The organism is Leptothoe sp. ISB3NOV94-8A (assembly GCF_043421595.1).
Classification (GTDB): domain Bacteria; phylum Cyanobacteriota; class Cyanobacteriia; order Phormidesmidales; family Phormidesmidaceae; genus Leptothoe; species Leptothoe turfae.
In genome coordinates, this window is record NZ_JAXSQW010000001.1 from 6,254,386 (window position 1) to 6,279,814 (window position 25,429).

Sequence of the window (25,429 nt, forward strand, 5' to 3'; positions counted from 1 at the left end):
GCTTGTCTCACCTATGACTGTGGTGTTTTAGAAATGTCTACGCTTTCAGAAGAACACGAACGAGCCAGCGAGCTAATCGGTCTTTTTATTCGTATTTTGGGTGATGGAGTTAGGCTTACGGCTGAAGTCGATGCGGTCTATAATTCTGGATCGAGCCGATCTTGATAGGGGGGGCAGAACTAGACAACGCATACTACATTCAGAATCAGCCCAAGGTGGCTGATAAGAGGGGTGATCTGAAAACTGACCCGTCGCCGGATATTGTGGTGGAGGTGGATCTTACTCATACAGATATTGATAAGAACCGTCTGTATTCTGGTCTGGAGGGGGCGGAGTTTTGGTGGTTTGATGGTGATGTCTGGCGTATTCATTGTCTGATGGGTGATGCGTATGAAGAAGCTGAGACGAGTCCGACGTTTAGCTTTGTTCAGAAACAAGACCTCTCGTTTTTTGAAAAGGCACAGTAGGATGAGGTTACCGCCGAGGTTAATTTACGAGGATTAGCAGGAAAGCGGCTGGATAAGGGATGCGCGGGAAAATAATCTACCTGTTGAGAGGCTTGGTGACAATTGGTTCCCCTTCGTAAGGGGAACCGTCAGGGAGGGTTTTCGATACTAGCGCTGTTGGTCGAAACCCTCCGCCTACGGCACCTCCCCTTCGTAAGGAGGAAATCCTACAACACAATTTCAAACGGGTATTCTATTTATTGGCAGATCCCTAATTCCTATTCAACGGGCAAAAATTAGAGAATAGCGTCTCAATTTGAGAGGATATTACTCTTGAAATAGAAAGGCTCAATGCTTGTTTCCATCTTTTTTAGTAATTGAAGAGGTAGATACTGTTGATAAAGAAATCCCTTCTATGGCAAGGATTCAGAGCCTCATTTATTGTCTATATATCAGCTGTATAAAAACTAGGGTTAGAAATATCACAACAGCAATCAGTACAGTTGATCGTCATTGTGATGATCAAATAACGTAATCTGACAGCCGTTCAAAAGTTACATTTATTTGAAAACAGTAAATATGTGCATAACGAAAGCTACAGTTACGTATTTATAACTATAGAATTTATATGTAGGGTGCTGGTGTGAACATATCAAAAGTAATTGGCTTACTTATAATTTCAAGCCTAACATTGCTGAATCAGGTTTCCCTATCAGCGAAGGCATCTAAAAATGCCCTGTATGGAATACCGAGTTCTGTAGCTGGTCAGAACTACGCTACATCAACCAACCTTCAGAAGATTTTGTTATCCTCTAGCTTTCAAGTTGTGAGAGCTCAGACTGGTTCAAATACCGTTACGCTTGTTCTCATAAACCTTATCGTTCTGGGAACAGGATTTGGTGCGATTGCATACTTTCTTATTCTAGGGGTTATCAGAATCGAGGAAGATAAAGTTGGGATTGTTATTAAAAAAATAGACCTCAATTCCTCTCGAAAGCTGCCTACAGGTAAAATCATTGCTACTGACGGTGAGGCTGGTATTCAGGCGGAGATATTACAGCCTGGTGTACATCACGGATATCCTCGTTTTAGATTTACTATCTTAAAGGAAGATCTAGTAGTAATACCTCAAGGTGAAATTGCTTTAGTTATTGCTCAGGATGGAGCACCTATGGCGGCAGAACGAGCTTTAGGAAAAGCAGTACCTTGCAATGATTTTCAGGATGCAAAAGCTTTCTTTGATAATGGGGGAGAAAAAGGCCAGCAGCTAAGTTTTTTGACAACGGGCACTTACAGAATTAACACAAAATTATTCACAATAATCACAGTAGCGAATGCACCTGAATATGAATTGAAACCAGAGCAGTTAAAGCCTTGTGTAATTCCTTCTGACAGTGTGGGTATTGTTACAGCTCATGATGGAACTCCCATACCATCAGGGGATATTGCTGGCCCTATTATCGAAGGGCATGCAAAGTTTCAAGATCCACAGAAATTTATTGATAATGGCGGTTGTCGAGGGTTACAGCAGGATCTTCTCCCATCTGGCTCTTGGGATATAAATCCTTGGTTTGCTGAGGTTGAAAAGGTACCTCTTGTTGAGATTCCAAACGGAACAGTTGGAGTTGTTATTTCTCATGTTGGAGAGATAGCAACTAAACATAGTGATGATGGGCTTGTTGACGATGGCTTCAAGGGAGTTTGGAGAAAAACTCTGAAAACTGGCAAACATCCTATCAATACTAAAGTGATGAGTGTGGAAATTGTCCCCATACATGAAATTGCTCTTGATTGGAGAAGTGATACCAGAAAGAGTCCATCCAATTACGATTCTGGCTTGTACTCATTGAACCTTCGAGCACAGGATGGATTTGCGTTTAATATCGAAGTCACTCAAGTTATTAAAGTGCCGGAAGAAAGTGCACCAAGGATGATATCTCGTGTCGGCTCACCTATGCTTGACGGAGATGGTCATCCAAACCATAGGCCCTCTGGACCTCTATCTGCACCAAAGTATACATCGATCAGGAATCTTGTAACTAGAGTTCTAAAACCGATGGTTGAAACCCATTTTCGTAATTCAGTTCAGCAGTATGGAGCTCTAGAATTTCTCGATGAGCGTAGTGATCGACAAAAAGAGGCATTAGTTGAGATTCGAGAAGGTCTAAGACACTATGGGGTTGAGGCAGTTGGCACTTTTCTTAGCGAAATTGATTTGCCGCCTGACTTAGAGAAGACTCTGACAGAGAGAAAGATCTCTGAGCAGAAGAAGAAAACTTATATTACTCAAAAAGAAGCTGAAGTCGAAAAGCAAGAACTTGTTCGTCTGCAAGAGTATACGAAGATTCAAAAACAATTTGTACAAGCAGAAATTGCTGAGCAACAGGCTCAGGCACAAAGAACTAGAGAGAAAGCTGAAGTTGAAACTCTGCGTGAAAAGATCGCTGCCTTTGGAGCTGAAAATTATACAGCCTTTCAAATTATGGAAACTATTAGCAAAAATAAAATGCGACTGGTTCCAGAACTATCTTTTGATAGTTCTGATAATTATGGAACGACTTTACTACAATGGCTGGTTGGAAGTTTCCTTAAATCGAATACTGACAAGGAAGAGAACTCTAGTGGATTGGAGGCAAGTGTCAACATGATTATACCTGAAGAGGATAAAAACAATAGTGGCGCTAATAACAATTCTTCAAAAAATAGCAGCATGATTGAGACTGGCTTGGAGACGCAAAAAAATAGAGATTCAAACAACGAAAAGGAGGAGGCAGATGCTTGAATCCGTGAATCTATCTTGAAAGTTGAACAACCTGCAAGACGTAAGCAAGTGTCTTATCTTGAGAAGTGGCATACACGATATAGAAAGTTCTTAAGTCCAGGTGTCCATTCATTGTAAGGAAGCTGGTTACGTCCAAATGTTGGCAAGTGCCCTTTTCTCGCATCTAGGCAAAATGTAAAGTCTTCATACTCGACAATAGTAGAGTTAACGTCATCTTTCATCCAACCAACTGTCTTCTGAAAATTCTCAAATAGTTTTCCTTTGACTTTGCTGGGAGGACAATCGTTGAGCACATATAAAATATCTTTCTGTGGAGTGAAACCAAACCTTCCATGACTATAATGAGTCCAGAGATCATCAATCTTACCAATAAGCTCCCAGGATATTTTTTCTGTATCCTTTTTGCTTCTTAGCCAATTCTCTTTAGTTCTTCCTACTGCTGAAAGTATACAACTGTAGGTTTCGATATCTGCCTTTTGCCATTCCTTATTCTTCAAATAACAAGTAAGAGATTTGAAGTCTAAACTTTGGCTTAATGAGCTTTGATAGTCGCAAACACCAAAGCATTTTCTTCTCAGACTTGATTGCTCAGTAACAATACTTTGCTCTTTGTCCAAATCCTTTTGAGAGCGATCTACTAATAAGCCTGATAACAGTACAGGTATTTCTGAATCATTGGCACCGTCTAATGCTATCGCGTTTTTCCCGGATCTAAAAGCAAAGTCTATGGAATCACCATTTCCTATAGCTTTATAAAACCCAATTGCAAACTTAATTGCCGAGCGGTCACTCACTGCCTGAGACATCCCGATTACATAAGGAATATATTTTGCAATAGCTTTAGCTTGAAGTTGAGAATAGCAGCTATTGAGTACTACACACTCGATCTCAAACTTCTCAGCAAAAAGTGCGAACAAATCAGCTAAGGCCTCAATAGGTACTATCTGAGCCTCACCTACTTCATTCTCAAAGTAAAGTCCACTTTGTTTTTCTCCGTGTCCTGAAAAATGAATAATTTTAGCTGTTGTGTTACTTTCACGAAACATTGCCTTCTGTAAATCGCACGGCCGAACTGCCCAGAGCGAGTCAAACTCAAAATTATCTCGATAACGAGCATCCTGAAGACATGCACGGATATCACGAACTTCTTCGTCTAAGCGTAAAAGTGTTGAATTTTTGGGGTTAGCAGTTAGAATTAGAATTCTTTTTTTCTTTTTGTGACACCGATACATAGTAAAGTAATTAAATCAAAAGATTGACCAATCAAAATTGATTGCCAAGTTTTAATTTCAGCAGAGTCTTTATTTGCAAAATCGTAGTTCTTTAAGTAAAGACTCAGATACATCTAGACGTAAAATGTACTTTGAATAAACCAATCAAAGAAATTATAAAACTATGCTTCTGTAAACTAGGTGAACTACGCAGATCTTTACTAATCTACCTTGCACAAGGTTTAGCTTACTCTGCTAGATTTTTATCTCAGATGGTCTATCCTCTCATTGAGATTGTCATATATTTGGCTGATCCTGGCTCGGTTGAGCAAAATTTCCATGGCTTTATTGGGTCGCTCGGTAGGTAGGGGGTTGCTCCAATCATGGGGGATGCATCGTTGGAATTACACAGCAACGCATATCTTAAAACCCACACCTCAATAAGCTGAATCATCGCTGATCCAGTCTGCACAAGCTACAATACGACTATGAGTAGAGTACATCCAGATATAGTCGTAGTAAGTCCTGATGGGGAGTATTTGGTTATTGTTGAGGTAAAACTCAATGATCACTTTTTCCATCGTCAAGATGCTATTGAGGAGCTTAAAAGACTCATGGCATCCATGAGCTGCTCAGTTGGGTTGGCCATAACTGGTGACCATATTTTGCTGCTCCGTGATTCCCTAGAAAAGTCTGATGGCGAATCGATTTCTGTGGTTAGCGAAGCATTACTACCAGAACATTTACTGCCCTCTGCAAATGAGCAGGGGCAGGGGCACTATGAGCTTGAGTTTGAATTACAGATTCAACAGTGGTTAGAAACACTCAAGCACACTTCAAGTTTAGAAAATTTGCCCAGTGATTTAAATCAGCTTTTTAGTGAGCCCACCATTAGTCTTCTGAGACTTGGTGAAATTCGGGCAGCTGGCCCCAGGTGGAGCAGAGTGGCTAGTTGAAACCCAGCATAGTTTTAGTGGAAACAAATTGGGTTGTAGATGTTGCGTCACCAGCCCATTTACAGAGTCCACAGGCAATTCAATTATTACAACGAGCTGACGCTGGCGAGTTTCGGCTATTTGTTCCCGCGATATGTCTGGCGGAAGCTCGTGAAACTGTACCTCGAAGGTTTACACCTCGGTCGCGTTCAGAAGATTTACGCAAATTTGTGCGATGGGCGAGGGATGAGGGGCGCATAAACCTTGAAGATGCAGAAGCCGCATTTCGGGTATCTAACCAGTTTGATGGATTAGTCGTCAATGAACTGACAAAGGTTTCAGAAAGATTAGAAATGTTAGCCTCCCACCCAGGACTCAGTGTTTTTCCACTGTCCGAGTCGATGCTAGAGCGTCAAGTTACGATTGGTGCTATGGGCCTTTCTTTAAAACCCTATGATTTGGCGATTTTGGCAGCTGTGCTCGTTAAATCTGAAGAACTACAGCAAGATGGCTATCCTTGGGTTGGCTTTTGTGAATTGGATTCCGATCTTCAACCTTGGGATAGGTTGGGTACCCGCAAACCAATTCTCAGTAATCTTTATAATGACTCTCGGGTATGGGTTTATGGTGACTTCTTGTTAGAAGAACTTAATAAATTGCCCGAGGGTTGGATCTCTCAAACCTAGCAACTAGAGCCTCACTTCAAGGTCAGCAGCACTTGCTCATCAGGTGTCAATAGAATTCTCTCACCTTGATTTGTAGGATTCGGTGGATTACGCGAATAATCGCTAATCCACCCTACATTTGTTGTTAATCGACTCTGATGCGCTTGGTCAGAATAGCCATTACCTCATTAGGTCGCCCGGTGGGTAAGGGCTTACTCCAATCATTGGGTTCGGCGTAGTTGAGCTTATGCAGTAGCTTCATCGTGTTGCGCACAGCGGTGAGTGTGCCAAACAGGATATGACGCACCGTTTCAAATTGGTGCTCTGGCAAGGGAGCAGGCTCAGATTTCGGCACGACTGCGGACTGGTTTTGAAACATGGATTCTGATCTCCAAAACGTAGCGTTTGCGAAGGAAACCAGAACCGAATGCCTTAGCAAACCACACAAGATGTATGCACACCGGGGATGCTAAGGCATAATAACCAAAGCCCGCAGTTGGCTAGATCAGCTGTGGGTCAGCTGTCGGTTAGGTGGTGACGCACCTACCGACAGTGCCAGGTATTCAGTTCTGTAATAGAGCCGCAAAGCGGCTTGCGAGAAACTATAAATCTCTTTTAGACCCCAGTCAAGATACAGATTGTTACAACCACTAACAAGAGTTTATGCTTTGCCTAAAAGTAATACCCCTAAACAATTCAGTCATTGTTATGAGAACTCATCAAGTATTCTTGATGAGTTAAACCAAATTTATTGGTTCGATGGATTATACAGATCCTGAATAACCTAACCTACACAAGGTTGTTGTCCATGTCGTCTATATCCTCAACAGATAAACCTACCACGCCAGCAATAGCAGCCGTATCCATGCCCGACTGTCGTAAATTTCTCACCACCTGCCGCAACCGCGCCTCTGCTTCATCTGCTCGCTGCGATTCACTGACCGCCTTTTCTGTGGCCTCATCCGCCCGCTGGGACTCTAATTCCGTATCTGTCAGCAGCCAGTTACCCGAACCATCACACCACCGCAGCCAGCCATGGTTAATGCCTTCAAATGTCCCTGTCCAGACACCCAATCCCAACTCTAACTCCGGTATCCATAGCTGCGGCTGAGTCTTCTGCACCACCTGTTCCTCATACCGTGCTCCTACAAGTCGAAAGAACCTAACTATGCCTGTATAGCGGCTAAACACTACATAATAAGGCACCCGCAAAATCTGCTCATATACTTGCCACTTACGTGGTGGTGCTGGCTGACCGTTAGTCTGCTGACCGTTTACAGTTTCAAGAGCCTCTCCATAAAACGGGCCTAAATCCTCCGCTTCAGTCCCCGGCGACAAAAACTCAACCACAACCAGTGGGCTTACTCCTTCCTGCCATACCACATAGCTATTGCGCAAATCCTTGCCACCATAGAGCCTTGGCACATCCACCGCCAAAAACCAATCAGGTCGCTTATGCCACAGCGGGTTGCGCACATCATAGTAGAGGTTAATGTCCGTACCTGTGAAATAGTTATCAGCCGCATACTGAGTCAAGCGCAGAGTGCGACTCAGCAGCTGGGGTTGTAAATCATGAAACTCGTCAGGCAAGCCAGGTTCCTCGGGAAATTCACTCGGCAGATCATACATCGTCGGCAAACTCTCCGACGGTGGCACCGGTGGCACCGGTTGTAGCAACTCTGGGGACTCTTTAGCCTGAGTCATACAGGTACAGTTGTAGGTGTACATCTCAATAGTACTCTGCTACTCCGTAAACCACATCTAAATCACATACCAAGAGCTATAAAGCCCTTTTACCTATAAAGCCCGAAAGACATAGCTGTCTCTCGGGCTTTGAGCAGATATGTAACTATCGAAATATTAGATCGATAGCTGATGTTTTCTCTTCTCTAGTTAACACGACAGTTCTGAACAATTGCCTGAGTGACTTGCTTCACCTCAAGCGCCCACTCTTCATCATTCTGCACAGCTTTCTCCACACTCTCTAGAGCCTGATAAAACAACTGCCAACCAGCTTTCTCACCCTCATAGGTCTTTTGCAAGTCGCTGGGTTCTCCCTGGATAAAGTCTAGACCTTCTTGCAGCTGGAAAACACCTGTTTGGATAAACTCAGTTGCCTCGTCTGACTTGCCGGTATTAAACAGATTTGCCACCTTAAGAGAGAATCTCAACATCGCTACTGTGATGGGAAGTCGAGATACAAAGCAGCCTGTAAACGGAGCAATATCTGCCTTAATGCTTGCTGTCGCTTCGGGGAGTGCCTCAGCATACTTGGAGAACAACAGAATCCGTAGATAATCTCCTACCTGCTTACCCACCTTAGCCATGGCAATGGCTTCCTGGGCAAAGCCTTCCTTGTCATGGCGCATAATCAAACCAGACGCATGGGCATATCCCAGGTTAGGCTGCTGCCCACGGGCCGAGAGAATGTAAGCTTGATCTTCTGCACGACCAATAAAGCTAGGCGTAAATGTGTGATAACGGCGTAGAGTATCCACCAATATCCCGTTGGTACCACCGGTCACGTGAATCCGCTGGATGGCTTTCGTCTCTCCATCAAAGTCAGTGCCCGCCTCATAGCGAGTCATCATTTCTGCCTCTGTGGATAGCGCCTGGGGCAGTTTGCTAAAGAACACATACTCATCGGGAGCAAGCTTAGTTTCTGGAACTGTCACGTCAGGTGTAAATACACCTTTGTGAATATCCTTTTGGTTGACCAATGCGCCAGCAATCATGCCTAGCTCAATGGGCTGACCGGCGGAGTCTTTGCCTGTTGCACCCCAGAGAGGTGTCTTTAGATGGCCAAAGGCAGTGTCACCAGTTTGCTCTAGCAACTTAGCCTGGGGAAAAACCTGATCCAGATCAATCTTAAATGTGGCTTTAATCTTAGGATCGACTAGCGCATTCCACAAAGCAACAATCGCCTTTAGGAAGCTGTAGTGGCGGCCATAACGACCATCCACGCCAAAGACAGCCAACATTTCTTTGGCATCTTCACTAGAAGAGGATTTCTCTAAGATAGGCAGTAAGACTTTCTCAATTAGCTTATTAGTATCTGTCTCTGTGAAGGCAAAAATATTCAGATGGTCCAACGGCTCACTGGCCGCTAACACCTGCTTTAAATAGCTCTTACCCAATGTTTGCAAGCGCTCATGGGTGACTGACACTGACAACACACAGTTGACTTTGTCGGTGCTGCCTGATTGCTCATTCTCGTATGCAACTGCATGGTTCAGGTGCTTGAGACCATATAGAATCTCATTGTTCTCAGCGGCGACACCAATGGGAATGGGGTGGTCATACCAGTAAAGCTGAGGATCATCCGCCGCATCTGCTAGTTCGGATTGAAAGTCAGCATCAAATGCGGACAAGTCTGCTGAGCCCAGGGGCATTGTTAGCAGAGCATTAGAGGTGAAGAGCACCTGCTTGGCAGGGTTCTCAATCGGATTGGGGTTGAGCTGATCAATTGAAACTGTACGCTTTTCACGCAATGCGGCAACTTGTTCAGCTTCTCTTTCCCAAATGCCAGTACCTTCGGGAAACAGTACAGACCAAACTGTATTAGCGGCAGCAACTGTATCATCAGCTACACCGTCCAGGGTGGTGGCTACATACTCCAACTTGGACTTTAGATCAGCATCTTTCTCGCAAACTTGCTCTAATTCTTGAGCAATCAGCTGAGCACTTTGGATGTAAAACTTAGCGGCTTTACCCCACTCTGGTGACGTGGATAATTTCTCTAGATAAGTTTGAGCGTTAGAAAAGCTGGGGTGGGTCTCACCAGCCAAAACCATAAGAAATGCCGCGTTAAGACTTTGCAATGACGCTGTTGTATCTTGCCCATCAGCGACACTTGTTAGCTCTAAAGGCAAAATCGCTGCAGTCCCAGAACTTGAGGGCTGGGTTAGAAAATTCAGAATAGGATTGAGGGCTGTCATACGTTTAAAAAAACCGTTTATGGGACAACTCAAACGAACTAAATGGGATACACCCCATACAGTTTTATGCGAATTTGCCCTTGAATATGGTGATGCGGACTTCAAAATAAGTCGAAGTTCTGCTGAAGTTTTTTGCGAATACTCAAAATTGTGATGAAAAATTTTCGGCCCACGCGAAATGGGGTAGGCACAAGGCACTACCCCTACGTGATCCAACATCATTTTTGATACATTAAGGTGCCTGTGGGCATGGCTAGGCCGTTGCAATGGGCGATTTAATCGCAGCGATCGCAAACCCCATACACAGTCACTTCATAACTATCCACGGTCAACCCAGGACGCAGCTGCGCCGTATCCAAACACTGAAACTTTTCCCACGGGATATCTTCGATGGAGCCACACACCTTGCAGCGAAAATGGTGATGCTGGCCCACATTGGCATCGTAACGGCATACACCTTCTTCTAGCAGCACCTCGCGTACCAGGCCGACATCCCGTAATGCCTGTAGCGAACTATATATGGTCGCCTGGGAAGACCGGGGCACATCCTTATTAACATCGCTCAGGATTTGCTCAGCTGTTGGATGATCCTCACGAGAAAGCAGGTTGGCATAGACTGCAAATCGCTGAGGGGTAACCCGCAGATGCTTAGATTTGAGGACTTTTACAATTTCTTCTGTCTGCAGAGACATCGCCGATTAAATCTAAAGAGAATGTGAATGGAGTTTCACACACAAAAGCATTAGAGCATGCAAGATATAGGCATGTATGACGCTGATAGTGCGAGCAAAGTAGTACCATCTTAGCATTCACATTATCTAACAGCTACTTCGAAATTTGAATAATTTCCAATGTTGACATTTTTTAAGATAAGAATTATTCTGATTTAGGAAGTGACCACTCAATGAAATCTGTAAGTCTGTCGTTTGTTCAGTTTGAGCTTTGCTGACAAACAGACAGTACGTTTTCAGTTACTGATCCACCTAACAATTAATCTACAGGAAATTATCATGGCTGTTATTGAGAAAGTGCCCAGCGTTGTTTTTAAGACTCGCGTTCGTGATGAGTCCGTTGAAGGCCCTAACCCCTACCGCTGGCAGGATACTACTACCCAAGATATTTTTGCTGGTAAAAAAATCGTTGTCTTCTCTCTTCCTGGTGCGTTCACTCCCACTTGCTCCTCTAACCACTTACCCCGTTATGAAGAGCTAGCTGATGAAATGAAGGCTCTGGGTGTTGATGATATCTACTGTCTCTCCGTTAACGATGCCTTCGTTATGTTCCAGTGGGGCAAGCAACAGGGGGCTAAGAACGTGAAGCTATTACCCGATGGTAACGGCGAATTCAGCCGCAAGATGGGGATGTTGGTAGACAAGTCTAACCTGGGTTTTGGCATGCGCTCTTGGCGCTACTCCATGGTTGTTAACGATATGGCCATCGAGAAGCTATTTGCTGAGCCTGATTTTGGTGACAACTGTCCCACTGACCCCTTCGAGGTCTCTGACGCTGACACTATGCTGGCTTACCTCAAGGGTGCTGCTGCTCCTGGTGTATCTGCCCCTCGTAAAGAGTTTGTTGGCTAAGCCCTATCAAAATTAAATCCTGTAGGGACTGAATCTTGTGCGTTCGACTGAGGTTTCAACGGTGAGGCTTCGACGGTGAGCTCAGCCGAACCGCTCAGCCGAACTGTTCACGCCGAAGTCCAGCCCTGCAACACTAGACGGCAAAGAAGGCTAATGGTAATGTCTTCTTTGCCGTCTGTATCTCTAGGTACTCAAGGTGTTCTCATTGCTTGAGATAAACACCCATGGAGTTATCCATATTCACTACCAACAGACTCATCCCCAACGCCCGCTTAGGGCAGGTTAGAAAACAATGAAACTATCTAGTGCAAATATTGAAAATCATCTTGATACCCTCTATGACGCGATTGTTGTCGGTGGTGGTATGGGAGGCCTATCAGCCGCTATTTATCTGGCGCGCTACGGTCTGAAATGTCTTGTTATTGAAAAAGGCAAGGGACGCTCCCTATGGATGCAGGATACTCGTAACTACCTTGGCTTAGACCCTAACACTCCAGGGCGAGATATCCTCACCCATGGTGCAAAGCAGGCTATGGATTGGGGCGCTGATCACCTGCGAGCATTTGTGGAAGAGGTGACTGACGAAGGGGATACCTTTGCGGTCAAGGTGAAAATCGGCAAGAAAAACGTCAAGTACTATACGCTTCGCAGTAAGTATTTGATTGCCGCCTCTGGCGTCATTGACGTCTTACCTGAGTTAGACGATATGCAAAATGTCTATGATTATGCGGGCTACACGCTGCACGTTTGCATGATCTGTGACGGCTTTGATATGTGGGACCAGAAAGCGGTAGTCATGGTCAGCCGCGAATCTCAAATTAATGTGGCCTTTGTGCTGAACTGGTTCACACCTTATATTTCTGTGCTCACTAATGGTTTCACCGTGGGTCCTGAAATGAAGCAAAAGTTAGCAGACCATGGCTATCCTCTCTATGAAGCACCCATTGCTCGTGTTTTGGGCGAGAACCACAAGATGAGCGGTGTGGAACTCAAGGACGGCACCATTGTGGAAGCGACCACAGGGCTGATTAATATGGGGTCGATTTATCATAATCATTACCTCAAAGGAATTGAGGGTCTGACCTGGGATGGTGAAAACTTGGTGACTAATGGGATGGCTCAAACGACCCACGATCGTATTTTTGCCGTGGGCGATTTGAAGCAGGGTCTGAACCAGGTATCGGTGGCTGTCGCCGACGGTACATTGGCGGCAACCCAGATCTGGCGATATATTCGCCGCGCCAGTGCACCACGGAAGTGGGAAGAAAATCTGATGTCAGTATCGGTTTAGATATCTGTCTAAAAGACCATTAAATACGTCCCCATGGGAGAGACGGGGCCATCAAGTGTTAAGCTTCTGAATCGGTCTATCCTGACTATTGGGCCCGTTTACTTATTCGCTTATGCCGTGGATCCGTATTGCTAGTGGTGGAGTTGCGATCGCAATTGCCCTACTGATGATCATCTTAGGGGGGTGGTATTTCACAATCGCGTTCGGCATTATCGTCTACCTAGGCCAGCTAGAGGTCTTTGCCCTGACCAAAGCCAAAGGTATTAACGCGGCTGTTAAAACCACCCTGATTGTCAGTCAGGTGCTGTTGATGTCAGCCCACATCGCCCCACCCCTAACGGATGCGATTTTATCTTTGGCAGGCACGTGCATCTGTTTTTACGTGTTATTCCAGCCCAAGTTTGCCACCATTGCTGACGTGGCAGCGTCTATTTTAGGCTTGTTTTACGGCGGCTATTTACCCAGCTACTGGATTCGCCTACGGGACTGGGGCAGTGATTTAACGAATTTGCCCCTGGGTGGCTATTGGCCCACCGATTGGCATTTAGAGAGCTTACCCATTGGTTTGGTGCATACCTTTTTAGCCTTTGCCTGCATTTGGGCGGCTGATATTGGTGCCTATGTAGCTGGCCGCACCTTTGGTCGCACTCCCCTGACCAACATTAGTCCTAAGAAGACGGTTGAGGGAGCCTTTTGCGGCATTATCGGTAGCCTATTCGTGGGTTGCACTGGAGCCTGGCTGATGCAGTGGCCCCTGTGGTGGATTACCGGCCCTGCCTTTGGCACCATGATCGGTGTGTCTAGCCTTTTGGGCGATTTGACCGAATCTTTGATGAAGCGCGATGCTGGTGTTAAGGACTCAGGTACCTTAATTCCAGGCCACGGAGGCATTCTAGACCGCACGGATAGTTATGTCTTTACCGCACCGCTAGTGTTTTATTTCATCACCATGTTGTTGCCTAGTTTGCCTGGTGTGTGGCCAGGTAGCTAGGGCTGCACCATAATTCGGCACTGGCACATCAGCTGATCATCTTGCACCTGAAGTGACTGCAAATCAGTCTGTTCGCCTAGATTCCAACAGAAATCTGTGAGGGCATCGCTGCGCACATGCTCTCCAGAAGGCAAGCGCCACTGGGCGGTGGTTAAGCGGAGGATATGGCCATGATCAACGTCTAGAGATCCCCTCAGGCCAATTTCTGATTGCTCGTTACGCACAAGATGCAACATCAAATCTGTGTCCAGGGTTTGCAATTTTGATTGGTACTCAGAGAGCTGTGGATCTTTGAGGGCGGCAATGTTGGCACCATAGTGAGTTGCTATTTCTGTGGCCACATCCTCTTTAGCCACAAGGGTTTGCCAGAAGTCAAGCAGACCATCCGCCAGAATCGATTCTGTGGCAGATGCTGCGAGCGCATCCATATCGAAGGCAACCTGCCCCTCAATGGGAAATTCCTGTTGCAGGCGTAAAGGCTTACCGCGTAGAACCTGACCAATATTGATCTTGATGTCACTGGCTTGCACATTGACATGAGTAATCCGCACGCCCTGATATATCGCCTGCTGTGCCGATAGGGTAATGCCAGGAATATAACCCGATAATACTTGCCGATCGGTGGCTTGAATTTCAAAGGCCAACTCCCCAATTTCATCGAGCTGCGTTTGCAGCCAAAATTTCACAGCCACAGGCAACACACGACTAATGAGACGGCTGCCTTTTGGTGCTGATGGGGCTTGGGTCATAGGACAGTGCTGAATAGTTCCGAACCAATCATTGCATATCTGCTAATGACATATCTGCTTATGGCATATTTGCCGATTGCTGGGTTGCGATCGCACACCCTACGTTCATTTCAAGCAGCATAGGCGAGAACTGATCCCCAAATGTCATGAAATTATGACATTATTTGCGGGCTAAGTGGCTGCATGGGATCAATAAATCATAAATTCATGACATTTTGTTTCCTGAAAATACTGAATTCTCGATGTGGCCTTGATTTCGTGGGGATCATTTTGGTTGATCCCCACGGGCTTTCCTGGCATGATGAATTCCAAGAGCGATCCCCTGTGGGAGATTTAGCTGTTTGTTCTGCAGTGCTGGAAGTCAAAGGTATGGCCATGGGTAACGGTACAAGGGTTCCATTAGAAGAAATGACGTTGCGACAGCTGCGTCTGGTAGCAAGCGAGTACGAGGTATCTCGCTACAGCCGTATGCGTAAAGTTGACTTAGTTGAAGCAATTCGTTCAGCACAGGCGGCTCGTGGCGAGAGTGCACCTGCTCCCAAAGCGGCAACGGTTGCAACAACTATTGAAGCGCCTGCTCCAGGTATGACCATGGAAGAGCTAGCCGCTGTGGATGATGGGTTTGGTGATTTGCCTGGTGGCTACGGTGAAAGTCGCATTGTATTAATGCCTCGTGACCCTCAATGGGCCTATGCTTACTGGGATATTCCTGGTGTCCACAAAGAAGAAATGCGTCGTCAGGGCGGTGTGCGTCTAGCAATTCGTTTCTACGATGTGACTGACATTGATATCAACTCTGTTGCTCCCCACAGTCTTCAGCAGTATGAATGTGATGAGATGGCACGGGAATGGTTTTTGCCTATACCCGTTAGCGATCGCGACTATATTGCTGAAATCGGCTATGTGGCTGCCGACGGTCGTTGGTTGTTGATGGCGCGCTCTGCACCCATCCACGTTCCTCCCGTTTATCCCTCTGACTGGGTCGAAGACCACTTCGTTTCTGTTAACTGGGATGAAGATCTACGCGGCAAGACCGTGATGACCCTGGTGCCCCCCAGCAAGAAAGCTGCTGGTGTGATGGATGCTGAAGGTAACCCCATTTACGATGAGATCTTTGCCAAGGCTCAGTCCATGGAAGCTCAGCGTATTGCGGGTTCACTGTTTGGCTCCATGCATCAGGTCCCTGAGCAAGCCGTTAGCTCCTTTGTCTTCCCCTCTGGTGTGGGGATGTGGGCCCTGCCAACGGCTTCTGGTATTAACATGTCGGGCGTTGGCTTCTCTGCTTCTGCCCCGCCGGTTCGTCCTCGCAAATTCTGGTTGATCGCGGATGCTGAGCTAATTGTTTACGGTGCCACTGAGCCGGATGCAACCGTTACTATCGGTAGCCGTAAGATTGACCTGAAGCCCGACGGCACATTCCGCTTCCAAATGTCTTTCCAGGATGGTCTAATTGACTATCCCATCAAGGCTGTAGCGGCTGATGGTGAGCAAACGCGCTCCATCCATATGAAGTTCACCCGCGAGACTCCCGAGCGTAACACCAATACTAAGGCGGAAGCGGTTGAAGAATGGTTTGCGTTTTAGTCTAGTTAACGCAAATCGCTTGAGACACGGAAGACTGCTTCCTTAAATCAAATTAGATAGGCAAATTAGATAGGAGGTGTGCGATCGCACACCTCCTTTTTTATTGGGCAAAGTTAGGCGCTAAGTTGCGTTATGGTGCCATAAGGAGGTCTGCCATGGCCGTTGTTTTTGTTCATAGATGAATGACTCCCCAAGATATTACCCACCTGCTTCAGACACGCTTTGGTGATAGCGCCAGCAAAATGGATACGCCTGACGCTTGGCAGGTAGAAACCCCTGAAATGCGACTGCTAGTCCTTTTTACCAATAGCCAAACCTGGCTACGGCTCCTTGTCCCCATTGTCCCCATTGCCGAAGCTCAGCCTTTTTTAGGGGAGATTCTAGAGGCCAACTTTGAACAGACTCACATGGCTCACTACGCTAGCTATGACAACAATCTATGGGGAATATTTCGCCACAAGCTAGCCACCTTAGAAACGGAAACATTCATGTCGGCAATCGATCAATTGCTCGCCATGAAAGAAGCCGGCGTCAGTCCTTTCTTCAATACCTTGATCGAAACTCGGGTACGCCAAATCATTCACGCGGCTAAATTACAGGGACAGTCCTTAGAAAATACCATGCAACTTATCAACCGTTTCTATGCAGAGGGCATCATGGGTGATATGAAAGACAGTGACTATGGTGATCGGGCGTTAGCTGCATGGCAACGTCAGCTAGAGCGGTTATGGTCAGAGGTTAATCCATCAGAATCTGCCAAAAATGAGTGAGCCAATAGCCATGACGGTAATCGAGCAGATTAAAGCAGATTATGCCCGTTTTCCTGAGGCGCAAAGCTATCAAATCTATGCCAAGGATGTCTATTTCAAAGACCCCATGAATGAGTTTCGTGGCATAGAACGCTATCAGCGCATGATCGGGTTTATTGCACAGTGGTTCCATAATATTGAGTTGGAGTTGCACAAGGTAGAACAGCCTCAGGCGAATACAGTTATCACTCGATGGACGCTGCACTTTACAGCGCCTACGCCCTGGCAACCCAGAATCTCTATTCCGGGTTGGAGTGAGCTACAAATTAATACAGAGGGGCTCATCTGTGCCCACATTGACTATTGGAATTGTTCACGATGGGACGTATTCAAACAGCTATTCGCCCCATGAAATCTCCTATCTCAGTACCTTGCCATGACCAGTCTCAACCCAACGGAACGATTTTCAGATCGAGTGGCAGACTACATTAAGTATCGCCCCGACTATCCAGAAGCTCTTTTTGCACAATTAAAAGAACAGTTTAGTCTCTCAGCATCTCATGTTGTGGCAGACATCGGCTCAGGTACAGGTTTGCTAACAAAACACTTTTTAGACAATGGCCATCGGGTGTATGGAGTCGAACCCAATACCAATATGCGTCTTGCCGCAGAAAGTATTTTGAAAGCATATCCTAGGTTTACCAGCATTAATGGCCAAGCCGAAGCCACTACTCTTCCCGATGCTTCTGTCGATTGGGTGGTGGCTGGTCAGGCTTTTCATTGGTTTGATCTAGAAAAAACACCCGGAGAATTTGAACGCATTCTGAAACCAGGCGGTCATGTCGCTGTGATTTGGAATGTTCGTCTAGAGAGTGATCCGTTTCAGCAAGCCTATGAAGAGTTTTTGCTAACCCACTGTATTGAGTACAAACAAGTTAACCACCGTCGTCTAACATCTGCAACGTTAGCGGATATTTTAGCCCCACGTTCTATGGAAATGGCCGCCTTTGAAAATTCTCAAATATTTGACTATGAAGGATTGAAAGGTCGCCTGTTATCGTGCTCTTATGCCCCCAAAGCAGATGCGTCTAACTATGACATGATGCTGACTGAGCTGAGAAACCTCTTCAATCGCTATAGCCAACAACGAGAAATTGTGTTTCGCTACCGAACCAAACTCTACTACTTTGGCATGTAGCCTTGCTAATAAAGCGGCCTCAATATTCACTCAATAGCCCTGATCTCTTCGCAGAAGAGATCAGGGCCATCAGATGCTTCAATTTTGCAACCGTCTTAAGCGGCAAACTTGATCTTTAAATAATCATCTTCCATCTTGGCACCAGCAGGTTGTAATGCGGCTAAAGCCTGGGGTAGAACCAAATTACGGCGGTGGTTACCAATACGAATATTCAATTCATCAGCACTTTTACTGAGTTCAATTTGGCTCTTAGGAATACCTGGTAGATAAACTTCCAGACTATAATTATCCTGCTCTTGAACTACCCGTAATGTAGTCTCCTTATAATATACCTGGGTAGGATCTTCATCGCCGTAAATTGTCTCTTTGAGACGCTCTAGAGCTTCAATGCCACACATCTCTTCAGAGAATAGGGGGACTTCCTTCACAGGCAAGGGACGGAAGTCATCATGAATCTCTTGTCGATAAATTTGCTGATTCTCTTTCCAACGCTGAAAGAACGGATCAGTAACCGTCTCTGGAATGATTCGATTGGCCACCACCATGTCGGTGCCCACATTGTAGAGACTGAGATATGCATGGGCACGAAGAGATTCTTTGATAACCATCTTTTCAGGGTTGGTTACCAGCCGTACGGATGTGGTAGTAGTATCGGTGAGCACCTTCTCCAACTCGACTAGCTGCTCGTAGAATTCATAAGGTGCATCCATCACCTCAGTGGTCGGCAAAGAGAATCCGGCAACGGGGCGGAAGAGAGGCTCCACAATGGGCCTTAGGGCTGCAGATACGGCCTGAAAAGGCTTATATAGCTTACGCATATACCAGCCTGCAACCTCTGGCAAACTCAACAAGCGCAGTGCGGTACCGGTGGGAGCTGAGTCAATAATCAGCACATCGTACTCACCTTCATCATGGTGACGTTTCATGCGCACCAGACTAAAGATTTCATCCATTCCTGGCAGAATCGCAAGCTCTTCAGCTTCTACCCCTTCTAGACCACGGGCCTGCAGCACCTGAGTGATATAGCGCTTGACCGCACCCCAATTACCTTCGAGTTCACGCAGGGCATCCAGCTCTGCACCCCAAAGATTGGGCTTGACTTCACGCGGTGTATGCTCCAACTCCATATCAAAGCTATCGGCTAAAGAGTGTGCTGGATCAGTACTGAGCACTAAAGTCTTGTAGCCAAGTTCTGCACAGCGTAACCCCGTCGCCGCTGCCACCGACGTTTTACCCACGCCGCCTTTTCCAGTCATCAGGAGTACGCGCATATATACCTTAGAAACGTTTACATTGTTTTACTTTAGCGACTTTTCGCCGTTTCCGGCAGAAGTCTTTAGACTGCATTATGAAATCCTATGGGTTATGCAGCCCAAGGGCCAATTTTTAAAGATAGCTAAGCAACTCGTACCCTCCATCGGTAACAGCAAAGCATCTGTGCTTGGCTGCTGCATCACTAGCACGACGTTTAAGAAAAAACATGGCAGAGCTTTGCAACCGATAGCTTTGCACTGCTGAGGGAACTCTGAAGAGGATGACGGCCCATTGTCTGCGATGACGGCCCAGCGTCTGCGATGGCGGCCCATCGTCTGCGATGGCGGCCTCCAGCGTCTGCCATAACTGCCATTTCTCGGGCCTCAATCGCCAGCTATGGAACGCATCAATCCGTTAAGTCGGCTTCTACCTATAGAGGATTTGTCATGCTTAAAAACTTACTTTTTCTAAGCTCTGCTTTGGTGATCGCGATCGCGACTCCAGCTGTTCGGGCAGCTGGCTGTGTCTACCGATGTGGCTCTAATGAAATCCAATTTGCCCCTGGCCAGGCAGTAACACTGCAAGTCGTCAACCGTACCGGGGGGCGCGTTAGCCTCGAACGTGTTTTGGATTTTGAACCCTACGGCATGTGGCCTGATCAGACCATCACTATTGATGCCCAGATTGGCATAGGCGATTTATCAGTTGTATTTTGGGAAGCGGCTCAGCGCCCGATTGAAGTCAGGCTGCATCGCCCAGAAGCAGATACCCTACAAATTGAATTGCTGCCCAGTGGTGCAGTTAATGACAGTGCTGTACACATTGTTAACGACGGACGCGTGATGATTTATTAAACGATATAGTACATTTGTTGCCGTTGCTGATTTATACACGTAAAAATTAGCAGCCATCATTTGTCTTTATCGTTGGTTGAGTTGTCATGGCAATCATTTCTTCCAAGCAGCCGGAATCAAATAAGCCAGACGATCAGCCACAGAAAGCTCAGTCAAAACCATCACCACCGGCTGCTCCAGCCAAAAAAAACCAGCTCTTAGAAACCTCAGCTCGCCCCGATGAGGTGAGTCGTAATGAAGACGGTATCCGACCTCACAGTTTGGATGATTACATTGGCCAAAAAGCGCTGAAAGAAGTCCTACAAATTGCGATTCAGGCCGCGCAATCCCGTAAGGAGCCCTTGGACCATCTGTTGCTTTATGGACCGCCGGGTCTGGGCAAAACCACCATGGCCCTGATTCTGGCCCAGGAAATGAAGGTGGATTGCAAAATTACAACGGCTCCAGCCCTAGAGCGCCCTCGCGATATTGCGGGTCTACTGGTCAATGCAAAAGCCGGAGACATCTTATTTATTGATGAAATCCATCGGCTGTCGCGGGTGACCGAAGAAATTTTGTACCCAGCCATGGAAGATGCTCGCTTGGATATCACCATTGGTAAGGGGCAAAGTGCCAGAACCCGCAGTATTCCGCTACAGCCCTTTACCCTCGTAGGTGCGACTACAAAAGTAGGTGCCCTGACATCACCCTTGAGGGACCGGTTTGGTTTGATCCAGCGGTTACGGTTCTATGAGTTAGATGAACTGACCAGCATCATTTTGCGTACAGCCACCGTGCTCAAAACCGATATTGAAGAATCGGGAGCCATGGAAATTGCCCGGCGGGCTCGGGGCACACCGCGTATTGCTAACCGTCTGCTGAAGCGGGTGCGGGACTATGTGCAAGTCAAAGCATCAGGGCCAATTACGGAACAGATTGCTGGGGAAGCGTTAGAGCTGTTTAATGTGGATCCCTGTGGTCTCGATTGGACCGACCGCCGATTGCTATCGGTGATGATTGAAAACTTTAACGGTGGCCCAGTTGGGCTGGATACCATGGCTGCAGCCACTGGCGAAGATGCCCAGACCATTGAAGAAGTCTACGAACCCTATTTGTTACAGATTGGCTATTTGCAACGCACACCGCGAGGCCGAATTGCCACACCCGCCGCTTGGAAACATTTAGGGTATGAAATGCCTGATCGCCCAACTCTAGTAAGACTTTTAAACATCAATGACGATAATGATCAGCTCTCGTTGATGTAATACTACAAGGCTCAAAAAAGCAAAGTGTTTCTTATAAAATCATCGAAAACTTTCACGGTTAGCAGAAACTTTTGAGGCCATTATTGGAGCAATTTATCAAGATGGCGGCTACGGCATCATCAAAAAATTAGTAGCTAAATGGTTCAGGTCACAAATTGAAGCACTGCAGTCTGACAATACGTAATCAGCTCCTGATAACGCTTTGCCTGACGATTACCTGATAAGATCGGCAGGTTATAAATTTTAACGCGACCTTGGGTGTAGAACTTCGTAGCTACGTATATATTGACAACTTGCAACCTCAGCACGCTGCCTATATGGGCAGCGTTTCCATTGGCTTTTTGCCACTGCCGGGCGACGCTTCTTTATGGGTTGAAATTTCCCCCGGCATTGAGATTAATCGTATTACTGACGTTGCCTTAAAGTCGGCTGTAGTTACCCCTGGTGTACAGATTGTTGAACGTTTATATGGTCTACTAGAAATTCACTCCGGTAGCCAAGGTGAAGTGAAAGCAGCTGGGCAAGCGATTTTAGATGTGCTTGGCGTGAAAATGCGCGATCGCTTAAAACCACGTATGGTGTCTAGCCAGGTGATCCGTAACTTGGACCCGCACCATGTGCAGCTGATCAACCGCACCCGACGCGGCAATATGATCCTGGCTGGGCAAACCCTATACGTCATGGAAGTGGAACCTGCAGCTTATGCATCTTTGGCCGCAAATGAAGCCGAAAAAGCCGCCCAGATCAACATCCTGCAAATTTCCTCCATCGGTAGCTTTGGCCGCCTATACCTGGGGGGTGCGGAACGGGATATTTTGGCCGCTGCACGGGCAGTTGAATCAACTTTGGAAAATGTGCCGGGTCGCGATCGCAACACCCTAAAACTCGAATAACCGATACCCCATAACTCCAATCACAAAAAAGAAATCACAAAAAAGAAAATCAACGACCATCCCTAGCGCGTTATCCAAAGGATGGTCAGTTGATTAGCACTTTGCGTCCTGCCGCCAGAAAACCCGATATCACTTGATCAACGTCACTTGCTCAATGTTAGTGAAAGGGTCAGCTGCCAATGGCAACGAAAACCTGAACCGGGGATGTTATTGGGTAGATGCTAGGGACAGATATGGCCCATAGATACGGAGGACGCAAATTGGCAGTTGACCGCCAGTGCATTTGCTATGTGGATATACGGTAAAGGTAAAGAAGGTTATGCAGTTCATAACCAAAGTTATGAATTAAAGCGGACTCATCACCCACCGCCCCAAAATTGTCAGATCTAAACCAAATATCCCTTAGTGCAGTTCCAATTCTTGAGCCATCAGCACAGGTACATTCCTATCAAAAAGAAACTCGCTATAGTCTGCTAAGTCATCGATCCCCAGCATTGACAACACAATTTCTGCTGCTAACCACACAAAAAATTTACCGAAGACAAATCTCCATCGAATATCCATGCAAGGCTTCCTCGACTGACCTGTGCATCGTAGAAAAGCTGCCAATCAGGAGCGCCATAACTGTCGTTATGAATTTAGTGTGATTACCGAAAACCAGACAGGCCCTAGCGTCATCCCCTTATGATAGAGACGCCTATGTGGTTGATGGTATTAACGTGCGTTCTAAAAGCCTGACAAAACGATGGTTTAAGCTGCTCATACTGGCCATAGCGGCACAGGTGCTATGTCTGTTGTTGTGGGGGGTGACCTGGCCAAAACCACCCGCCACAGAACTTTCGTTTGTAGTTCCCCAAGATGAGGTGCAACCTTGGGAAACTGTCATCACCGGCTTTGAAAAGAAATACCCCAATATTCGCATTCACCTGGTTACCGATTTAGAGATTGGCTACACCACGGACCAGCGCAAAGCCATCTACACCGCTGATTTTCAAGCCAGTGTCGCCCAATACGACCTGGTGTATATGGATATCGTCTGGCCACTACAGTTTGCAGAGCATTTACGGGATTTAACCCCCTATGTCCAGAAAGACCACCTAGATTTGTCAGATTTTTTAGCCAGTGACGTGGCAGCGGGGCAGCTAGATAACAGCCTGTATCGCTTACCCATGCGGGCAGATGTTGGGGTTTTGTACTATCGCCAAGATCTGCTTAAACAGGCAGGCATGACATTGCCCCAAACTCTGGATGAATTATCCCAGGCTGTGGACACGCTTAAATCCTCTATCAATACGGGTTACCTGTGGCAGGGCAGTCGTTATGAAGGCTTAATCGCGAATTTTGCAGAGGTCATGGATGGTCTGGGGGCTCAATGGATTGAGCCAGAAACGGACAATGTGGGTTTAGATACGCCCCAAGCGATCGCATCGGCCAACCTATTAAAACAGCTGATTCAACAGAGGATCTCACCTGATGAGGTGATTACTTACACCGAAAAAGATGGGCTCCAACGGTTTTTGGAGGGACAAACCGTATTTTTGAGGGGCTGGCCCTATTTTTGGGAAGAGATACAGCAGTCGGACCTGGCTGGGAAGGTTGCGATCTCACTCCCCTTTGCTTTCAATAACACCCCTGGCATAGGGTGTCGTGGCGGCTGGGGGTTTGGCATTGCCCAAAATGCCGCCCACCCTGAGGAAGCGTGGACAGCCATCAAGTACTTCACCAGTGCAGCCGCCCAAAAACAATTTGTTCTCGCCTCCGGCTTTTTGCCCAGTCGCGCCAGCCTATTCCAAGACCCAGAAATTGTAGCGAAATACCCACAAATGCCCCAGCTACTGGACTACCTGGAAAATTCATCCACATTTCGTCCCTTTATCAAAGAATACGGAGCCGCCTCAGAAATTTTGCAAACAGCCCTGGGCGATGTTTTAAGCGGACAACAGTCCGCCGAAACCGCTATGAAGTGGGCCCAAGCTGAGACGGAAAAATTGCTACGCCCAGTATCTCAGGGCGATTAGAGGTTTGCTCAGTCATGCGCTGACGTGCAGACCACCATTGCCAACCCACAAACAGTTGCAATAGCAACAGTCCTATGTTGATGGCCATTAGCCAACGAATTTTGGTTTTCTCACCGTCATCTCTGGTTTGCTGAACTAGAGAAGGATTATTCAGCCGCGCCAGGAGAACCTCAGCGTTGAGGGGACGCTGCCCTGGGAAGGGGGCCATCATGTCATCCAGCAGTTGGACAAACCAGGCATCTAGCTGAGCTGCCTGATCCAGCCAGGTAAGTCGCCCAGTGGTGTCATCTTCGGGTAAATCAATGGGATGTTTGCCAGTTAGCAGATATACAAAGGAGCGACCCAGGGCGTAAAAGTCAGACTGAGGCACGGCACGGCCATTGATCTGTTCCAGGGGGGTATATCCCGGTGACACCACACTGGTGATATCTCGCTGACCGGCCACTTTGGCAAAGTAGGTGCTGGTCATGGGGCGGACTGTGCCAAAGTCCACCAGGGCCAGCTGACCCGTGGGACGCAGCATAATGTTGGCTAGTTTAATATCCCGGTGAAAAAGTTCTTCCTTATGGAGCTGAGCCAGCAGATCCACCAGCTGTCTGATCCAATCTATGGCCTGAGCTTGATCGATGGGGCCATGCTGCTGTAACCATTTATCCAGGTTCACCCCCTGGATATTCTCCATCACCAAGCAATACAGCTGTCGCCCTTCAATCTCTAACGAGAAATAGCCATCGGGGTCTACCTGAGGAATACCCGGATGCTTCAGGGTTTGCAACGTAGCAGCTTCGCGCTCAAACAGGGGCTGCAAAATTTTCTTTTTGAGCACCTTAAGCACTTTTGTCTGGCCCTGGTCATCAATTTCAAACACCTCAGACGGTTCCCATTCATCTAACTCCCGCAGCGGTCGCAGCAGGCGATAACGACCTTCTATCAATAAAGGCGTTTGACACGACTTACAGTGGGACAGCCCGTCGGGGTTATCGCGATGGCCACACCGGGGGTTAATGCAATAGCTCATGGGTGATTCAGGACGGTAATGTCCGA

General features: G+C 46.8%; 25 protein-coding genes. 15 read left to right on the forward strand and 10 right to left on the reverse strand.

Going from position 1 to position 25,429, the window contains the following annotated elements; genetic code table 11:
• The first annotated feature begins 215 nt into the window (after positions 1–215).
• On the forward strand, positions 216–467 hold the full coding sequence (locus SPB21_RS26820; RefSeq protein WP_499868119.1) for a PDDEXK family nuclease: 252 nt from the start codon (positions 216–218) through the stop codon (positions 465–467).
• Positions 468–1,089: 622 nt separating this feature from the next.
• Positions 1,090–3,228, forward strand: coding sequence for an SPFH domain-containing protein (locus tag SPB21_RS26825; protein ID WP_499868121.1), 2,139 nt, complete (start codon positions 1,090–1,092; stop codon positions 3,226–3,228).
• A 53-nt stretch (positions 3,229–3,281) separates the two neighbouring features.
• Here SPB21_RS26825 and SPB21_RS26830 read toward each other — a convergent pair whose 3' ends face one another.
• On the reverse strand, positions 3,282–4,460 hold the full coding sequence (locus SPB21_RS26830; RefSeq protein WP_499868123.1) for a GUN4 domain-containing protein: 1,179 nt from the start codon (positions 4,458–4,460) through the stop codon (positions 3,282–3,284).
• A gap of 467 nt (positions 4,461–4,927) precedes the next feature.
• Here SPB21_RS26830 and SPB21_RS26835 point away from each other — a divergent pair, with 467 nt between their 5' ends.
• Both SPB21_RS26835 and SPB21_RS26840 read left to right on the forward strand, forming a co-directional pair.
• On the forward strand, positions 4,928–5,395 hold the full coding sequence (locus tag SPB21_RS26835; RefSeq protein ID WP_499868125.1) for a hypothetical protein: 468 nt from the start codon (positions 4,928–4,930) through the stop codon (positions 5,393–5,395).
• A complete protein-coding gene (locus tag SPB21_RS26840) occupies positions 5,392–6,060 on the forward strand; it encodes a hypothetical protein (protein ID WP_499868127.1) in 669 nt (222 codons plus the stop codon). The genes SPB21_RS26835 and SPB21_RS26840 overlap by 4 nt, the downstream gene beginning before the upstream one ends.
• 124 nt (positions 6,061–6,184) lie before the next feature.
• Here the strand turns inward: SPB21_RS26840 and SPB21_RS26845 are convergent, their stop codons facing one another.
• The 4 genes from SPB21_RS26845 to SPB21_RS26860 all read right to left on the reverse strand — a co-directional run bounded on the left by SPB21_RS26845 (position 6,185) and on the right by SPB21_RS26860 (position 10,669).
• Positions 6,185–6,418, reverse strand: coding sequence for a hypothetical protein (locus SPB21_RS26845; protein WP_499868129.1), 234 nt, complete (start codon positions 6,416–6,418; stop codon positions 6,185–6,187).
• Between the two features lie 410 nt (positions 6,419–6,828).
• Complete coding sequence (locus SPB21_RS26850; RefSeq protein ID WP_499868130.1) at positions 6,829–7,743, reverse strand: Uma2 family endonuclease; 915 nt, start codon at positions 7,741–7,743, stop codon at positions 6,829–6,831.
• Positions 7,744–7,928: 185 nt separating this feature from the next.
• Positions 7,929–9,977, reverse strand: coding sequence for a hypothetical protein (locus SPB21_RS26855; RefSeq protein ID WP_499868131.1), 2,049 nt, complete (start codon positions 9,975–9,977; stop codon positions 7,929–7,931).
• Between the two features lie 275 nt (positions 9,978–10,252).
• On the reverse strand, positions 10,253–10,669 hold the full coding sequence (locus SPB21_RS26860; protein ID WP_163663794.1) for a Fur family transcriptional regulator: 417 nt from the start codon (positions 10,667–10,669) through the stop codon (positions 10,253–10,255).
• A gap of 318 nt (positions 10,670–10,987) precedes the next feature.
• On the opposite strand from SPB21_RS26860, the gene SPB21_RS26865 reads away from it, so the two are divergent.
• The 3 genes from SPB21_RS26865 to SPB21_RS26875 all read left to right on the forward strand — a co-directional run bounded on the left by SPB21_RS26865 (position 10,988) and on the right by SPB21_RS26875 (position 13,842).
• Positions 10,988–11,560, forward strand: a complete 573-nt coding sequence (locus SPB21_RS26865) for a peroxiredoxin (RefSeq protein WP_163663792.1) — start codon at positions 10,988–10,990, stop codon at positions 11,558–11,560.
• A gap of 292 nt (positions 11,561–11,852) precedes the next feature.
• Positions 11,853–12,851 (forward strand): NAD(P)/FAD-dependent oxidoreductase, encoded by a 999-nt coding sequence (locus SPB21_RS26870; RefSeq protein WP_163663790.1) that lies wholly within the window; start codon positions 11,853–11,855, stop codon positions 12,849–12,851.
• Between the two features lie 112 nt (positions 12,852–12,963).
• A complete protein-coding gene (locus SPB21_RS26875) occupies positions 12,964–13,842 on the forward strand; it encodes a phosphatidate cytidylyltransferase (protein WP_163663788.1) in 879 nt (292 codons plus the stop codon).
• Here the strand turns inward: SPB21_RS26875 and SPB21_RS26880 are convergent.
• Positions 13,839–14,591 carry an LmeA family phospholipid-binding protein gene (locus tag SPB21_RS26880; RefSeq protein ID WP_163663786.1) on the reverse strand — a complete coding sequence of 251 codons (753 nt, stop codon included), beginning with the start codon at positions 14,589–14,591 and terminating at the stop codon, positions 13,839–13,841. The genes SPB21_RS26875 and SPB21_RS26880 overlap by 4 nt on opposite strands.
• Before the next feature lie 375 nt (positions 14,592–14,966).
• Here SPB21_RS26880 and SPB21_RS26885 point away from each other — a divergent pair, with 375 nt between their 5' ends.
• From SPB21_RS26885 to SPB21_RS26900, 4 genes are all read left to right on the forward strand, one after another.
• Positions 14,967–16,175: a DUF4912 domain-containing protein gene (locus SPB21_RS26885; protein ID WP_163671631.1), complete on the forward strand. Its 1,209-nt coding sequence runs from the start codon at positions 14,967–14,969 to the stop codon at positions 16,173–16,175.
• Positions 16,176–16,357: 182 nt separating this feature from the next.
• Complete coding sequence (locus SPB21_RS26890) at positions 16,358–16,945, forward strand: hypothetical protein (RefSeq protein ID WP_490793003.1); 588 nt, start codon at positions 16,358–16,360, stop codon at positions 16,943–16,945.
• A gap of 10 nt (positions 16,946–16,955) precedes the next feature.
• Positions 16,956–17,336 (forward strand): C6orf136 family protein, encoded by a 381-nt coding sequence (locus SPB21_RS26895; RefSeq protein WP_499868751.1) that lies wholly within the window; start codon positions 16,956–16,958, stop codon positions 17,334–17,336.
• Positions 17,337–17,360: 24 nt separating this feature from the next.
• Positions 17,361–18,122, forward strand: a complete 762-nt coding sequence (locus SPB21_RS26900) for a class I SAM-dependent methyltransferase (RefSeq protein WP_499868134.1) — start codon at positions 17,361–17,363, stop codon at positions 18,120–18,122.
• Between the two features lie 95 nt (positions 18,123–18,217).
• Here the strand turns inward: SPB21_RS26900 and SPB21_RS26905 are convergent, their stop codons facing one another.
• The gene (locus SPB21_RS26905; RefSeq protein WP_163663781.1) at positions 18,218–19,393 is read right to left on the reverse strand and encodes a TRC40/GET3/ArsA family transport-energizing ATPase; all 1,176 of its coding nucleotides are present in this window, start codon (positions 19,391–19,393) and stop codon (positions 18,218–18,220) included.
• Positions 19,394–19,508: 115 nt separating this feature from the next.
• On the reverse strand, positions 19,509–19,763 hold the full coding sequence (locus SPB21_RS26910) for a hypothetical protein (RefSeq protein ID WP_499868136.1): 255 nt from the start codon (positions 19,761–19,763) through the stop codon (positions 19,509–19,511).
• A 59-nt stretch (positions 19,764–19,822) separates the two neighbouring features.
• Between SPB21_RS26910 and SPB21_RS26915 the strand changes: the two genes are divergently transcribed.
• From SPB21_RS26915 to ccmP, 3 genes are all read left to right on the forward strand, one after another.
• On the forward strand, positions 19,823–20,230 hold the full coding sequence (locus SPB21_RS26915) for a hypothetical protein (protein WP_163663762.1): 408 nt from the start codon (positions 19,823–19,825) through the stop codon (positions 20,228–20,230).
• Positions 20,231–20,316: 86 nt separating this feature from the next.
• On the forward strand, positions 20,317–21,474 hold the full coding sequence (gene ruvB / locus SPB21_RS26920; protein ID WP_499868138.1) for a Holliday junction branch migration DNA helicase RuvB: 1,158 nt from the start codon (positions 20,317–20,319) through the stop codon (positions 21,472–21,474).
• A 254-nt stretch (positions 21,475–21,728) separates the two neighbouring features.
• The gene (ccmP, locus tag SPB21_RS26925; RefSeq protein WP_490793006.1) at positions 21,729–22,367 is read left to right on the forward strand and encodes a beta-carboxysome protein CcmP; all 639 of its coding nucleotides are present in this window, start codon (positions 21,729–21,731) and stop codon (positions 22,365–22,367) included.
• 402 nt (positions 22,368–22,769) lie between these two features.
• Here ccmP and SPB21_RS26930 read toward each other — a convergent pair whose 3' ends face one another.
• Positions 22,770–22,931 (reverse strand): hypothetical protein, encoded by a 162-nt coding sequence (locus tag SPB21_RS26930; RefSeq protein WP_006517564.1) that lies wholly within the window; start codon positions 22,929–22,931, stop codon positions 22,770–22,772.
• 137 nt (positions 22,932–23,068) lie between these two features.
• Between SPB21_RS26930 and SPB21_RS26935 the strand changes: the two genes are divergently transcribed.
• On the forward strand, positions 23,069–24,385 hold the full coding sequence (locus SPB21_RS26935) for an ABC transporter substrate-binding protein (protein ID WP_499868140.1): 1,317 nt from the start codon (positions 23,069–23,071) through the stop codon (positions 24,383–24,385).
• On the opposite strand, the gene SPB21_RS26940 is transcribed toward SPB21_RS26935, so the two are convergent.
• Positions 24,324–25,403, reverse strand: a complete 1,080-nt coding sequence (locus SPB21_RS26940) for a serine/threonine protein kinase (RefSeq protein ID WP_499868141.1) — start codon at positions 25,401–25,403, stop codon at positions 24,324–24,326. The two genes, SPB21_RS26935 and SPB21_RS26940, sit on opposite strands and share 62 nt — an antisense overlap.
• Between the last annotated feature and the right edge of the window lie 26 nt (positions 25,404–25,429).

Coding starts and splice junctions, on each gene's coding strand:
- SPB21_RS26900 (WP_499868134.1), top strand. CDS start 17,361: ATGACCAGTCTCAACCCAACGGAACGATTTTCAGATCGAGTGGCAGAC.
- SPB21_RS26865 (WP_163663792.1), top strand. CDS start 10,988: ATGGCTGTTATTGAGAAAGTGCCCAGCGTTGTTTTTAAGACTCGCGTT.
- SPB21_RS26845 (WP_499868129.1), bottom strand. CDS start 6,418: ATGTTTCAAAACCAGTCCGCAGTCGTGCCGAAATCTGAGCCTGCTCCC.
- SPB21_RS26855 (WP_499868131.1), bottom strand. CDS start 9,977: ATGACAGCCCTCAATCCTATTCTGAATTTTCTAACCCAGCCCTCAAGT.
- SPB21_RS26885 (WP_163671631.1), top strand. CDS start 14,967: ATGGGTAACGGTACAAGGGTTCCATTAGAAGAAATGACGTTGCGACAG.
- SPB21_RS26895 (WP_499868751.1), top strand. CDS start 16,956: ATGACGGTAATCGAGCAGATTAAAGCAGATTATGCCCGTTTTCCTGAG.
- SPB21_RS26880 (WP_163663786.1), bottom strand. CDS start 14,591: ATGACCCAAGCCCCATCAGCACCAAAAGGCAGCCGTCTCATTAGTCGT.
- SPB21_RS26940 (WP_499868141.1), bottom strand. CDS start 25,403: ATGAGCTATTGCATTAACCCCCGGTGTGGCCATCGCGATAACCCCGAC.
- ruvB (WP_499868138.1), top strand. CDS start 20,317: ATGGCAATCATTTCTTCCAAGCAGCCGGAATCAAATAAGCCAGACGAT.
- SPB21_RS26905 (WP_163663781.1), bottom strand. CDS start 19,393: ATGCGCGTACTCCTGATGACTGGAAAAGGCGGCGTGGGTAAAACGTCG.
- SPB21_RS26860 (WP_163663794.1), bottom strand. CDS start 10,669: ATGTCTCTGCAGACAGAAGAAATTGTAAAAGTCCTCAAATCTAAGCAT.
- SPB21_RS26930 (WP_006517564.1), bottom strand. CDS start 22,931: ATGGATATTCGATGGAGATTTGTCTTCGGTAAATTTTTTGTGTGGTTA.
- SPB21_RS26915 (WP_163663762.1), top strand. CDS start 19,823: ATGCTTAAAAACTTACTTTTTCTAAGCTCTGCTTTGGTGATCGCGATC.
- SPB21_RS26870 (WP_163663790.1), top strand. CDS start 11,853: ATGAAACTATCTAGTGCAAATATTGAAAATCATCTTGATACCCTCTAT.
- SPB21_RS26835 (WP_499868125.1), top strand. CDS start 4,928: ATGAGTAGAGTACATCCAGATATAGTCGTAGTAAGTCCTGATGGGGAG.
- SPB21_RS26890 (WP_490793003.1), top strand. CDS start 16,358: ATGACTCCCCAAGATATTACCCACCTGCTTCAGACACGCTTTGGTGAT.
- SPB21_RS26850 (WP_499868130.1), bottom strand. CDS start 7,743: ATGACTCAGGCTAAAGAGTCCCCAGAGTTGCTACAACCGGTGCCACCG.
- SPB21_RS26875 (WP_163663788.1), top strand. CDS start 12,964: ATGCCGTGGATCCGTATTGCTAGTGGTGGAGTTGCGATCGCAATTGCC.
- SPB21_RS26830 (WP_499868123.1), bottom strand. CDS start 4,460: ATGTATCGGTGTCACAAAAAGAAAAAAAGAATTCTAATTCTAACTGCT.